This window comes from Tenacibaculum profundi, from assembly GCF_052050075.1.
GTDB lineage: Bacteria > Bacteroidota > Bacteroidia > Flavobacteriales > Flavobacteriaceae > Polaribacter.
On record NZ_CP197225.1, the window covers coordinates 507,361 to 520,977 of the forward strand.

The window sequence follows — 13,617 nt, forward strand, 5'->3', positions numbered from 1 at the left end:
TGTTTATTCTGTAACACTTCCTGGGGTTCCATAAAAGCCATTCCCATTCAAATACGGAGGCTCTGTAGTAATATTATAATGATAGATTCCTTCGGGAAAATCATCTGTAGCTGAAATATGGCCATGATATATATCTAAATCTTCATTAGTGATAGTTGTTTCTCCTTCTAGAGGCCCATATACAGGAAAGCCATCTAATAATAACCCCAGAAAAGCAGACTTCCCATATCGTTTGGTTAAGTATAAAGGTTCTATATGATAATGATATTGACCAAAATTTTGTGGATGTCCTTGGTATTGATCAAAAGAATTAATTTCATTAGTTAATGGTTGATTGTTAGGTCCTGCATATTGATTGTAAAAAACAACTCCATTAATTGATATCCCGATAGGTCCCAATAAAGTAGCTTGCTTATCTTTAGCCTCTTTGGGGTTTAATGGTATTTTCAATGTTATATTTTGTCGTTGTATAACATTTGGATTTTGATCCCAATTAGGATTTGTTCCATTATAATCCTCATACATAGGGCTGTTTTTATCCCAATAAGGGCTTTTATGATCTGGTAAATTATCGGTAGTGAAAATCACAAACTCTCCATCAATTTCATAACTTAGTCCTTCTACGTTATCAAATTTTGATAATATGGATCTTATATCATATATAGTTGGGTTAATATTCTCTGAACCTTCATTTATTGTTGAATTTTTATCTGTACTACAAGCTAAAAAAAATGTTAAAACAATAAAACTGAAAATGAATTTATAGTTTTTCATATTCCAAAGAGTAATAAGTTTTTAAAAAATTTGATTAGATACCTTTAAGATATAAAAAGTTTAAATTACTTTAAAAAAAGATTCATTTTATTTTACAGAGATAATGATTTTAAGTTTTATTATCTTTGCTTTTTAATTTTTTTAAAATGGAATTATTCTTTGTAACAATTGGTTTGCTAGCTCTTGCTTTTGCTGGTATCGCAATAAAAATATGGGCGAAAAAAAACGGAGAGTTTGCTGGAACATGTGCTAGTCAAAACCCTGTTTTAAATGAGTCAGGCGAAGCTTGCGGTTTTTGCGGTAAGACCCCAGATCAATTTGATACCTGTAGCGAGCCTCAACACAACTAACTATCGTTACATAGTATGTTTATTACTTCGTTGTACTGTATTTTAATAGCAGCTCTACTAGTTCAATTTCTGTTTTATTTATTTTTTTTCAAAAGTTTCTTACTTAAAGAAAAAAATAAAACTAACTCAAACAAAAAACCTATTTCGATTATTATTTATATTAAAAATAACGAAAATGACCTAAAATTAAATTTACCTTCAATTATAGATCAAGAATATGATGACTTTGAAATTATATTAATTGATCATTCTTCTACAGATGATAGTGTTGAATTAATTAAAGATTTTCAAAAAAAACACTCAAATATTAAGTTAGTTAACGTAGAAAATAAAGAAGTTTTTTGGGGTAATAAAAAGTATGCTTTAACACTTGGTATAAAAGCAAGTAGTAATGACTTTTTACTATTTACCAATATCAGATGTAAGCCCTTAAGTAAATTCTGGATAAAAGAAATGGCTTCAAAACTAATTACACATTCTGATATCGTAATTGGCTATAAGTCTATAAAAAGTAACATTTTAATACAATTTTACAATACAATAATTTCACTAAAGTCATTTACATTCGCAAAATTAAACCTACCCTACAAGGGATATTCCGAAAACCTTGCCTATAGTAAACAACTTTTCTTTAAAACGAAAGGCTTTATAAATCATATGAATATTTCAAATGGAGAATGCGATTTATTTTTAAAAGACTCTATTGAAACAGCAAAGGTTAAAGTACAAATAACACCTCATAGTCATGTAAAAGAACAACATAGCAGGAGTTTTTTAAATTTTCTTACAATACTAAAAGAGCATCAGTCTTTACGTTCATTTTATTCCAAAAAAATAAAGTTTATTTTACAAGTTTTTAATATTACAAAATTATTTTTTTGGGCACTTTTCTTTTATTTCTGTTATTATGACCCAATATTTAGCTTAATTATTATTTCTTTTTATTTGTTTTTTCAATATGCATTCATGAGTAAATATATTTTGAAAATAAAAGAATATAAATTATTATATTTTTTACCAATTTTAGATCTAAGTTATATGCTTTTTGTTTTTTTTATAAAAGTAAGCAGCTTATTGTCAAAACCTAAGACATGAAAAAAGATACTCGATTAATTTCAAAACATATTGCAGGTGCAAAAAATGGAAAACAAGTCTCTTTTAATTTTTTATTGGATGAATTTTGGAGTAACGTTTATTATTATTTAGTAAAAAAAACTAAAAATGATAACGATGCCGAGGATATAGCAATCCAAGCATTTTCAAAAGCTTTTGAAAAAATAGAATCTTTTAATGAGAAATATCATTTTAAAACTTGGTTGATAGCCATATCTAAAAATGTTTATTTAGACTTTTTAAGGAAGGAAAAAACTACTATTTCGATCACTGAAGAAAAAGAAGAAGAAGCTTATGATATCATCGACGATTCTCCTAGTCCTGAAGATAAAATAATAACTGAACAAAATTTAGCAAAACTTTTAAAAGATATTAAGCAATTAAAACCGAAATATCAAGAAGTAATTAATCTTAGATATTTTCAAGAATTAAGCTATAAAGAAATAGCAGAAGCAATAGACGCTCCAATTAATAATGTTAAAGTAAAAATATTAAGAGCGAAAAAGCTTTTGGCTGAAATTATCAAAAACACAACCTAAACCTTACAAAAAAGAAAATATCACAAAAAAACAAAACTTGTTTCATAATTTAAGTGTTTTAAGAATAATTAAAATACATTTTTATTACATTTAATGTATGAAGAAAGCATTTTCAAGTTTAGGCCCTGGACTACTATTTGCGGGCGCAGCAATTGGGGTTTCACATTTAGTTCAATCTACAAAAGCTGGTGCTGAATTTGGTTTCGGTTTACTCTGGGCATTGTTTTTAGCTCATATTTTCAAATACCCTTTTTTTCAATACGGTCCAAGATATGCATCAGCAACAGGTGAAACACTCCTTGATGGCTATAAAAAATTAGGAAAAGGTGTTTTACTTAGTTATTATATTTTAAACTTTGCAACGATGTTTACTATTCAAGCTGCTGTTACCGTTGTTACAGCTGGTTTAGCTGCAAATTTATTTGGTTTCACTAATGATCTCGTGCTTTGGTCTGGCGTTATTTGTACAATAAGTTTTGCTATTTTATTATTTGGCAAATATAAAGTTCTAGATAGCCTTATGAAATATATCGTTATAATACTTACAATTAGTACAGTATTGACTGTTTTGGTTGCGATTTTAAATACAAATAAAGGGTTTACTTTTAATCAAATAGTTCCTTCAGGAACTGCTGAAATAACGTTCTTAATTGCTTTTTTAGGATGGATGCCAGCTCCCTTAGACATTTCAATATGGCATTCGTTATGGTCCGTTGAGAAAAATAAAAATATTTTTGAGAAAATTTCTCCAAAGCAAGCAATTTTTGATTTTAATGTAGGCTATATTGGTACTCTTTTTTTAAGTGTTTGCTTTGTCATTTTAGGAGCTATGGTAATGTTCAAAACAGGGCAATCTTTTTCTAATAAAGGAGCAGTTTTCGCCGCCCAGCTGATCAATCTGTATACTAAGAACCTTGGAAACTATGCTAATATTTTTATTGGCATTGCGGCCTTTACAACTATGTTTAGCACAACGTTAACGACCATGGATGCCTCTCCACGTGCTATGGAAAAAACATCTTTCTTAATTTTTAACAAGAAAGCCATATTTTCGTATTGGCTTTGGCTGGTTATATTAGCTTGTGGTACTTTTATCATTTTAAAATACTTTTTATCTGATATGGGGTTTTTAATTAAAATAGCCACTATTTTATCTTTTTTAACAGCTCCATTTTATGCTATATTAAATTACGTATTGATAACAGGAAAACACACTCCTAAAAAATACAGACCCCGTTTAGGGTTAAAAATATTAAGTATTTCTGGAATTGTTTTTCTAGTTTTATTTAGTCTTTGGTTTTTACTTAATTTCTAAAACTTTTCTTCGTAAATTTGTATTTTGAATTTAGTTATAAGAAATGGCAAACGAGTCTTTAGTTTTACCCCAAAGAACAAAGAAACCCAAGTGGTTACGTGTTAAATTACCTGTTGGTAAAAAATATACGGAATTAAGAGGATTGGTTGATAAGTATAAATTAAATACAATTTGTACCAGTGGAAGTTGTCCCAATATGGGGGAATGCTGGGGCGAAGGAACAGCTACTTTTATGATTCTTGGAAATGTGTGTACTAGATCATGCGGATTCTGTGGAGTTAAAACTGGTAGACCTGATACTGTTGAGTGGGACGAACCAGAAAAAGTGGCTCGTTCTATTAAATTGATGAACATAAAACATGCGGTTATTACATCTGTTGATAGAGATGATTTAAAGGACGGTGGTTCTATTATTTGGAGCGAAACTGTTCAAGCAATTAGGCGTGCGAACCCAAACACCACATTAGAAACTCTTATTCCAGATTTTCAAGGAAATAACAAGCTCATAGATCGAATAATAGCAGTTCATCCTGAAGTAGTATCTCACAATATGGAAACTGTAAAAAGATTAACAAGAGAGGTTAGAATTCAAGCAAAATATGATCGTAGTTTGGGAGTATTAAAATACCTAAAAGACAATGGCATGAGAACAAAATCTGGAATTATGTTAGGGTTAGGAGAATCTGAAAATGAAGTTATTCAGACCATGACTGACCTAAGAAATGTTGGTTTGGATATCATTACTATTGGACAATATTTACAACCGACGAAAAAACACTTACCCGTTAAACAATTTATAACACCCGATCAATTTAAAAAATATGAGGAGCTTGGTTTAGAAATGGGGTTTATGTACGTTGAAAGCGGTGCTTTGGTAAGATCTTCTTACAAAGCTCATAAACATGCCAGCTAATCATTACACTATCTTTAACTTTTTAACAACAACATGTTAATTAAATGTAAAATATTCAAAATTTAAAATCTATCTTATTTAGATTTTTTAATTTTGGCACAGAATTTGAAATTAATTTTGTTGTAAACAAATTAGTTTTGTTTTCATTGTGTAAATTATTTGAATTAGTTAATCAAAGCCCACTATCATAAGTGGGCTTTTGTATTTTTATTTACTTACTATTTCTAATACAACTAAAGATCTTTTTAGAAAGGTATTAGATGCTTTAATTATAATTCAACAAAACCACTCAAAAATCTGTAAAACAAAACTTTAATACGTTTATTGTTTTTAAAGATACAATTAAGTAACACTATGCTAAAAAAAGACTCCTTTATGTGAATCATTTATAACAGATCCATCACATAAAATTAAAACAATAAAAAAAGACTAAGAATACTTTTATCTAATAAAATTAAACCCTGATAAAATGAAAGTATTATTAAAATTAAGTTTTTTATTTACCTGTTTTCAAATACTTGCACAAAATTCATTTGAATTAACGAAAATAGAAAGGCACAAATCATCACAGAAAATCATTAGTGAGTATAATTATGATAGAAGTAAAGCTCCTTTTCTTCATGGTGTAGCTTCAGGAGATCCTTTACCAGATCGTATTATCATTTGGACAAGAGTGACAGTCGATAATCCAGACAAGAATATTAAAGTTCATTGGGAAATTTCTTCTGATATAGATTTTAAGTATATTGTTAATTCAGGCTATGTAACAACGAATGAAAATAAAGATTATACTGTAAAAGTTGACGCCGATAAACTGCAAGAAAGTACAACGTATTATTATAGATTCAAACTATACAATACATATTCTGTAATAGGAAAAACAAGAACATCGCCAAAATCTAGTGATGAAATTGAAAACCTTCGTTTTGCTATTGTTTCATGTTCTAACTATCAAGCAGGTTATTTTAATGCTTATCAAAATATTGCCAATCGCTCTGATATTGATGCTGTAATTCATTTGGGAGATTATATTTATGAATATAAAAAAGGAGGCTACGGATATTCTAGTAGTAGGCCTGATAGAGGACATGAACCTCAACATGAAATTGTTACCTTGGAAGACTATAGAGTTCGGTACTCTTTTTATAGATTAGACCCCAATCTGCAAGATATACATCAACAACATCCTTTTATAACTGTTTGGGATGATCATGAATTCGCGAATGATGCTTATATGGATGGTGCAGAAAATCATTCAGACGATGAAGGAGACTGGAATTTACGTAAATCAAATGCTAAAAAAGCGTACTTTGAATGGTTACCTGTAAGAGAAAACAAAGAAGATAGTAACCGAATATACAGAAAAATATCATATGGAAAATTAGTTGATTTATTTATGATTGATACACGTATAGAAGGAAGAACAAAACAAATGAATCATGATAAGAATAGTAGTTCGAAAAAATTTTTAGAGTTTTCAAAGTCACAAAAAAACAAGCTAGATTGGGCTGTTAATCATATGGTTGAAAATTCTTTTCATGATAATCTTGGTTATAATGATAAGATCAAAATCTCTAATTATATTTCAAGAGCATTAAAAACTGAAACTACTCACTCAGTGGTAAACTCAAAAATACATAATCCTTTTTCCGTAAGAGAATTGAATGAAATTAAAGGAATTTTAAATAAAGCTGAGAAAAATTTAAAAAAGAAATCCTTAATTAAAAATCGTCAAACACTCTCTTCAAGTTCTATTCTTGGCGAGCAACAAAAAACATGGTTAAAAAATAACCTAAAAACAAGTAATGCAACATGGAAAATCATTGGAAATCAAGTAATGATGACTCCTTTTGGGTTAAAAATTGATCGATTTAGTAAATCTTGGTATTCTTTCTTAATTCCTAAGTGGATGAAAAAATGGCATCAATTAAACAAGGATGACTGGAATCTGTATAATAATGATAAAAATGAAATACTCGACTTTATTCAAAATAATGTAAACAATGTAGCTATATTAACTGGTGATATTCATATGATGTTTGCCTCTGAAGTAGAAAGAAATGGAAGTTGCATTATTCCTGAATTTACCACACCTAGTATTACTTCACCTAACCTTGACTTACTTCCAGATTGGGCCTTATGGTTACTTGAAACTCTAACAAAAACAACCGCTAATGATGAGCTTATTGAAGACAATAAACATATAAAAAAAGCATACACTCAATTTCATGGATATTACATTTTAGATATTCGAAAAAATCAAATACAAGCCGATTGGTATTTCATTAATACAAAAGAAAAAATTGACCCTAACGCATATTTTAAAATAGGATTTAAAAATAACATAAACCAATGTGGCCTTTCCGAGGCTAAACAATCGATAGGTAAAGATAGAGGTACGTATGTAATTGATAATTTATCATCAAAAGAAGATGTTTCAATAAACCAATTAGATTTATTAGGCGTTTATCCAAGTGTCGAAGATAAAAACATTAACATTCATTATGGTGTTAATCGTAATGACTTACTAAACTTAAAAATATATAATATTCAAGGACAAATAGTCAAAAATATTTTACAAGATCATTATCATGATAAAGGACTTTATAACCTACGGTTATTTTTAAATGACTTAAATTCTGGAATCTACGTAATAAAGATAACAAATGGACATCAAAAATTGATACGGAAAATCAAACTAGGATAAAATAAAAAAAGCGAACAAATAGAGTTCGCTTTTTTTATTTTATAGGGTTATGCCATTGCACTGATAATATCATATTTGGTAATGATATGATACTTTTCATCACCTAGACTTACTAGAACAGCCTGATTATCTTTAGTAATAAGCTTTGACACATTATCAATAGAAATATCCTTATTAACTATTGGATACTTATCCCTCATAATGTTTCTTATGGGTTTTTCAGCTATATTTTTATCCTCTAAATAACTGTGCAATAAAGTTGATTCATCCACTGAACCTACAAAACCATTAATATCTTTGACAGGAATTTGAGATATTTTGAATTCACGCATTCTTTCAATAGCATGACTTACTAATTCTTCTGTTTGGACGGTTACTAAAGGCTTATCGATGTGTGATTTTATCAAATCCTCTGCTGTAGTAATTTTTTCTTCTAAAAACCCTCTATCGCGCATCCAATCATCATTAAACATCTTACCCACATACCTACTTCCATGATCATGAAATAAAACAACTACAACATCATCTGATGTAAAATTATCTTTAAGTTGTAATAATCCTTTTATCGCAGCTCCAGCAGAATTACCAACAAAAATACCTTCTTCTTTAGCTATTTTTCTTGTATAGACTGCGGCATCCTTATCTGTAACCTTTGTAAACCCATCAATTAGACTAAAATCTACGTTTTTAGGAAGTATATCTTCTCCAATACCTTCTGTAATATATGGATATATTTCATTTTCATCAAAAACTCCTGTCTCATGGTACTTTTTAAAAACAGAACCATATGTATCAATACCCCAAATTTTTATATTTGGATTTTTTTCTTTTAAATATTTAGCGGTCCCTGAAATTGTTCCCCCTGTTCCTACACCTACGATAAAATGGGTTATTTTACCCTCTGTTTGTTCCCAAATTTCTGGACCTGTCTGTTCGTAATGTGCTATTGCATTTGATGGGTTATCATACTGATTTACATACCATGAGTTAGGAATTTCTTTTCCTAATCTTTTTGAAACAGAATAATAAGATCTTGGATCTTCAGGCTCAACATTTGTTGGACAAACAATTACCTCTGCACCTACTGCCCTTAAAATATCCATTTTTTCTTTAGATTGCTTGTCAGATATTACAAAAATACATTTATATCCTTTAACAATTGCAGCTAAAGCTAACCCCATTCCAGTGTTTCCTGAAGTACCTTCAATTATCGTACCTCCTGGTTTCAACCTACCATCAGCTTCCGCGTCTTCAATCATTTTTAAAGCCATACGATCTTTAACTGAATTACCAGGATTGAAAGTCTCTACCTTTGCCAAAACTAAAGCATCAACAGCTTTGGTAACACTGTTCAACCTCACCATAGGAGTATTTCCGATTGTTTCTAATATATTTTTTGAATAGTTCATTATAAATTATCAGTTTACGATTACAAAGTAACAAAAACTTAATTTGAACTTCATAACATTTTTTTAATTCAAGATAATTTTTTATGCTCTAATCTATGTTTACGCAAATTTAATAGACTTTGATGGTTGAATTTTTGTTACGATGTACGAAGGTATTATCATCATAAAAAAGCATAAGATTAAGGTACCAACATTAAGTAAAATAATTGATAAAATTTCAAGTGAAATAGGTACCGTTGACACATAATAATTCTCAGGGTTAAGCTTTAAAAACTTTCCATATTTTTGAGCTAACAAAAATACCATAGCTATAATATTACCATATAAAAGACCTTTTAAGATCAAATAAGAAGCATTGTATAAAAATATCTTTCTAATACTCCAATTAGGACTCCCTAAAGCTTTTAAAATACCTATAACCTGAACCTGCTCTAGAATTAAGACTAATAAAGCTGTTATCATATTTATTCCAGCTACTAAAATCATAATTCCAATAATAACCCAAACATTATTATCAAGAATATCTAACCAATTAAATATAATCGGGTAATTTTCAGCAATAGTGGCACTATTTAAGGTAGATGGAATTGAATTATATATTTCATTACCTTTTGATTCCAAATTTTTAAAATCATCTATAAGCACTTCAAAACCTCCAACTTCATTATGTTCCCACTTATTTAGGCGTTGAACTTCTCGAATATCACCTATTAACATTGTTTTATCAAATTGTTCAAACCCTGTATTATAAATCCCAACAATAATAGGTTTTCGTTGAGCAAATTTATTCTTATGCTTTTCGGAGCTAAAAACTATCTGAATGGTGTCTTGAAGTTTTAAATGCAATCGATTCGCTATTGCTTGTGAAATTAAAATTTCTTTATTTCTGTCAAGCTTAAAATTAGGTAACCTCCCTTTTTTTAAATATTCTTTAAAAAACGTAAAATCATAATCGTCAGACACCCCTTTAAAAACAATTCCTTCAAAATCTTTTTCGGTTCTTATTACACCAAATTTATTTGCAAACACCTGAACATTTTTTATTCCTTCTATGTTACCGAAACTTGGATAAAATTTTTGATTTTTTTTTATGGGTATTAAAGAAATATCTGAGTTATTATTATCATAATTTACAATTTGAACATGTCCTTTAAAACCTGACATTTTATCTCTTATTTTCTTTTGAAACCCTGAACCAATAGAAACTGTTATTAGCATAACCGTTATACCTAAGGTAATAGCAATAGTAGCTATTTTTATAATTGGCGATGATATCCGATTTTCGTATGTTTTTCCTGAAATTATGCGTTTTGCTATAAATAATTCGAAATTCAAAAGCGATGGTTTTAATGAATCAAAAGTATTAATTCTTATTTAAATTTTCTTGATAAATAAATAAGCCTATCATTTTTCTTTAAAATAATTAACTATAATTTTGATTTTTAAAAAAGCTAATCATATTCGAAACACAAATATTCCCTTTTAATTTTATTTTCATTTTGATTAAATTAAACTTATATTCATTTTTTTAAAATATTCATTATTATCTTTTTTGTTTTTCTTTCATAAACTAGCCTCTAGTTTGGTTTCCGATGCTAATATTGAAAATTACCTAGGTATCAATATAAATTCACAAATAATTATAACATCTACTGTAGAGAATTATAACTTCAATTTTCTTTTTGTACTTTATTTATTCTTCTTTAAAAGTTAAACCGCTAAGCTTTATTGTCATTAAAACGACTACTTTAATAATTTTAATATTTTTTATTTTAATTTATATTATTCAATAACTATTAATCAAAAAACATCAAGAATTATTTTTTTAATCACTCCTTCAATAGTTGCTTTTTTATCACTCTTAATTTATATCGAATACTGTTTTAAAAAAAACAAACATAATAACAACCCGAAATTTATGTATTTCTAATTTTAAACTGCATTATTATTGCAACCTTATTTTTATTTTCATTAATAATTTTTAAAGAAATTGAACTTATCGAACATATAGTTATCAATACTGGTTATACCGCACCAACGATTTCATTTCTCATAGTAAAAAATTCACCTTCAACTATCGTTAGTAAAACAAATTTAAAAAATATGACCATATCTAATTTAGAGAATGGAAAAATATAATAAAGAGTAAAATAAACCTTTTTAATTTAACTCCTAGAGAAATTGAAAAAGATTCCATATTAATTTAATTATCAATATTTTACTCATATACGTATTAAAATTCGCACTATTTTTTTCATGTAATTCATAAATATTCGGAACTTGCAGGTACAATGCTTAAGTAGAAAGAAAATAATGATAATGGAGCAATTGCTATTAATAAATTTAGCACTAAATTTGACGAAACATTTTAATATGAAAGTTAAATTAAGTGCTAAATTTATTGTATTAATCTTTTCGCTTTTTCAATTTATTTCTTGTGCTCAACACACCACTAAAAAAATTCAACCAGAGAAAAAATCTTCCAAAATACTAAATACTGGTGCTAATAGGACTGAACTATACCTTAACTTACTGCAAAATAAAAGAATTGCCATTGTAGCCAATCAAACTTCTATTATTGAAATCCAACAGAATGAAAAAAAAGTAGAAAACAAAACACAACATAAAACACTTATTAAAAAACATTTAGTTGATTTTTTATTCAATACTAAAACCATTCAAATTAAGAAAGTTTTTGCCCCCGAGCATGGTTTTAGAGGAAAAGCAGATGCTGGTGAAATCATCAAAGATAGAGTTGATACTAAAACAGGATTACCTATCATATCATTATACGGAAAAAACAAGAAACCCACTCCTAATCAACTTAAAAACATAGATGTCGTTGTTTTTGATATACAAGATGTTGGAACACGTTTTTACACTTATATTTCAACATTACATTATGTTATGGAAGCCTGTGCTGAATCAAATATTCCATTAATTATATTAGATCGTCCAAACCCAAATGCTCATTACATTGATGGTCCAGTTTTAGAATTAACACATAAAAGTTTTGTTGGAATGCATCCTGTTCCTGTTATTTATGGGATGACAATCGGTGAATATGGCAAAATGATCAATGGTGAAAAATGGTTAAACAATGGTATTCAATGTGATTTAACGGTCATACCACTAGAAAACTATACACATAATACAAAATACAGTTTACCAATTGCCCCATCTCCAAACTTACCAAATGAAACATCAATAAATTTATATCCAAGTTTATGTTTTTTTGAAGGTACAAATGTATCAATTGGAAGAGGGACTTATTCTCAATTTCAGATAGTCGGTACACCTTTTTATAATTTAAAAAAATACAACTATCAATTCACGCCTATTCCTAATGAAGGTGCTAAATATCCAAAACACGCTAATAAAGTTTGTTACGGTTATGACTTAAGAGAAATAGAACCTTTAGCTAAAATAAATTTAAAATGGCTACTCGATTTTTATAAAGAACATCAAACGCATTCTAAAGAAGAAAGGTTTTTCAATAATTTCTTCACTAAACTTGCTGGAACAGAAATGCTAGAAAAGCAGATTAAAGAGGGTTTAACAGCAGTACAAATAAGAAATTCATGGAAACAACCTATTGATCAATTTAAAATTAAAAGAGATAAATATTTATTGTATGAGTAATACAGTATTAATTATATGACCATAAAAAAAGCACTATTAAGTGCTTTTTTTATGATCATATAATTAGTTATTTTTTTGGGGCTTTATTTTTATATTTTCCAATTCAATATCTGAAACATGAATCAATTCTCCTTCTTCATACAAACTATCTATCGCGTAAAAATCGATATCCTTTGTCTTTGGCTTAAAATTTTTGTAGTCTAAAAATCGTATTCCGTTAATATTGTGTTCTTTTTTTATATCTCTAAAACGTATACCTCCACCATCAGTATGGTATTTATATGCCAAATACTCTAGCAAAAATGTTTCCTTACGAAACCAATATAAAAACACATCATCATGATCATCTCCTCCTCCATTTTCATTGAAAGTAATTTCAATCTTATAAAAATCATCTCCTTTTATTTTAACCGTACTTACCAGCTTCTTTTTAACAGCCTTATCATTTAAACCATAGGGTAAAACTGAAAAATAATGAACTGAATTAACCGCATTACTTAGTTGATTTACTTTTTTTTCAGATAGCTCAACTTTATTTTCTCCGAAAAATCGTTGAAAACCCTCATTTGATAAAACATCTTTTACAACAACGCTATCCGTCGGTATAATTCTATGATATTGATAACTACCATTATTTCTTAACGCTGCATAGGTGTTTTTTCTAAAATCAAATGTTAATTCACTTTTATCAAACACATCTAAACCAGCGTTCTGAATAGCTTTATCTATAATTTCTTGTGCTGTATACTCTGGCTTGCAAGAAATAAAACCAATAAAGAATATAACATATCTAAAATGTCGCATACTATTTTATTTTAATTAGTCTCCATACTTAAACAAAACTATCAGAAAGTA

Annotated in this window: 11 protein-coding genes; 7 read left to right on the forward strand and 4 right to left on the reverse strand. The window is 28.4% G+C overall.

Annotation, left to right across the window (positions count from 1 at the left end; all coding sequences use genetic code 11):
• Positions 1 to 3: 3 nt before the first annotated feature.
• Positions 4 to 774 carry a YHYH protein gene (locus tag ACSIGE_RS01900; protein ID WP_440881104.1) on the reverse strand — a complete coding sequence of 257 codons (771 nt, stop codon included), beginning with the start codon at positions 772 to 774 and terminating at the stop codon, positions 4 to 6.
• A 146-nt stretch (positions 775 to 920) separates the two neighbouring features.
• On the opposite strand from ACSIGE_RS01900, the gene ACSIGE_RS01905 reads away from it, so the two are divergent.
• The 6 genes from ACSIGE_RS01905 (at position 921) to ACSIGE_RS01930 (ending at position 7,711) form a co-directional block, all read left to right on the forward strand.
• Entirely contained in the window at positions 921 to 1,124 is a 204-nt protein-coding gene (locus ACSIGE_RS01905) for a membrane or secreted protein (RefSeq protein ID WP_440881105.1), read from the forward strand.
• A gap of 15 nt (positions 1,125 to 1,139) precedes the next feature.
• The gene (locus tag ACSIGE_RS01910) at positions 1,140 to 2,219 is read left to right on the forward strand and encodes a glycosyltransferase (RefSeq protein ID WP_440881106.1); all 1,080 of its coding nucleotides are present in this window, start codon (positions 1,140 to 1,142) and stop codon (positions 2,217 to 2,219) included.
• A complete protein-coding gene (locus ACSIGE_RS01915; protein ID WP_440881107.1) occupies positions 2,216 to 2,776 on the forward strand; it encodes an RNA polymerase sigma factor in 561 nt (186 codons plus the stop codon). Before ACSIGE_RS01910 ends, ACSIGE_RS01915 begins: the two co-directional genes overlap by 4 nt.
• Positions 2,777 to 2,873: 97 nt before the next feature.
• Positions 2,874 to 4,091 (forward strand): Nramp family divalent metal transporter, encoded by a 1,218-nt coding sequence (locus ACSIGE_RS01920; RefSeq protein WP_440881108.1) that lies wholly within the window; start codon positions 2,874 to 2,876, stop codon positions 4,089 to 4,091.
• 43 nt (positions 4,092 to 4,134) lie between these two features.
• Positions 4,135 to 5,004, forward strand: a complete 870-nt coding sequence (gene lipA / locus ACSIGE_RS01925) for a lipoyl synthase (protein WP_440881109.1) — start codon at positions 4,135 to 4,137, stop codon at positions 5,002 to 5,004.
• Between the two features lie 469 nt (positions 5,005 to 5,473).
• Positions 5,474 to 7,711, forward strand: a complete 2,238-nt coding sequence (locus ACSIGE_RS01930) for an alkaline phosphatase D family protein (protein ID WP_440881110.1) — start codon at positions 5,474 to 5,476, stop codon at positions 7,709 to 7,711.
• Positions 7,712 to 7,758: 47 nt separating this feature from the next.
• Here the strand turns inward: ACSIGE_RS01930 and ACSIGE_RS01935 are convergent, their stop codons facing one another.
• A complete protein-coding gene (locus ACSIGE_RS01935; RefSeq protein ID WP_440881111.1) occupies positions 7,759 to 9,120 on the reverse strand; it encodes a pyridoxal-phosphate dependent enzyme in 1,362 nt (453 codons plus the stop codon).
• A 99-nt stretch (positions 9,121 to 9,219) separates the two neighbouring features.
• Complete coding sequence (locus ACSIGE_RS01940; protein WP_440881112.1) at positions 9,220 to 10,455, reverse strand: ABC transporter permease; 1,236 nt, start codon at positions 10,453 to 10,455, stop codon at positions 9,220 to 9,222.
• A 1,038-nt stretch (positions 10,456 to 11,493) separates the two neighbouring features.
• Here ACSIGE_RS01940 and ACSIGE_RS01945 point away from each other — a divergent pair.
• Positions 11,494 to 12,762, forward strand: coding sequence for an exo-beta-N-acetylmuramidase NamZ family protein (locus ACSIGE_RS01945; RefSeq protein WP_440881113.1), 1,269 nt, complete (start codon positions 11,494 to 11,496; stop codon positions 12,760 to 12,762).
• Positions 12,763 to 12,825: 63 nt separating this feature from the next.
• On the opposite strand, the gene ACSIGE_RS01950 is transcribed toward ACSIGE_RS01945, so the two are convergent.
• Positions 12,826 to 13,566 carry a DUF6503 family protein gene (locus ACSIGE_RS01950; RefSeq protein ID WP_440881114.1) on the reverse strand — a complete coding sequence of 247 codons (741 nt, stop codon included), beginning with the start codon at positions 13,564 to 13,566 and terminating at the stop codon, positions 12,826 to 12,828.
• Between the last annotated feature and the right edge of the window lie 51 nt (positions 13,567 to 13,617).

Coding starts and splice junctions, on each gene's coding strand:
- ACSIGE_RS01900 (WP_440881104.1), bottom strand. CDS start 774: ATGAAAAACTATAAATTCATTTTCAGTTTTATTGTTTTAACATTTTTT.
- ACSIGE_RS01905 (WP_440881105.1), top strand. CDS start 921: ATGGAATTATTCTTTGTAACAATTGGTTTGCTAGCTCTTGCTTTTGCT.
- ACSIGE_RS01910 (WP_440881106.1), top strand. CDS start 1,140: ATGTTTATTACTTCGTTGTACTGTATTTTAATAGCAGCTCTACTAGTT.
- ACSIGE_RS01915 (WP_440881107.1), top strand. CDS start 2,216: ATGAAAAAAGATACTCGATTAATTTCAAAACATATTGCAGGTGCAAAA.
- ACSIGE_RS01920 (WP_440881108.1), top strand. CDS start 2,874: ATGAAGAAAGCATTTTCAAGTTTAGGCCCTGGACTACTATTTGCGGGC.
- lipA (WP_440881109.1), top strand. CDS start 4,135: ATGGCAAACGAGTCTTTAGTTTTACCCCAAAGAACAAAGAAACCCAAG.
- ACSIGE_RS01930 (WP_440881110.1), top strand. CDS start 5,474: ATGAAAGTATTATTAAAATTAAGTTTTTTATTTACCTGTTTTCAAATA.
- ACSIGE_RS01935 (WP_440881111.1), bottom strand. CDS start 9,120: ATGAACTATTCAAAAAATATATTAGAAACAATCGGAAATACTCCTATG.
- ACSIGE_RS01945 (WP_440881113.1), top strand. CDS start 11,494: ATGAAAGTTAAATTAAGTGCTAAATTTATTGTATTAATCTTTTCGCTT.
- ACSIGE_RS01950 (WP_440881114.1), bottom strand. CDS start 13,566: ATGCGACATTTTAGATATGTTATATTCTTTATTGGTTTTATTTCTTGC.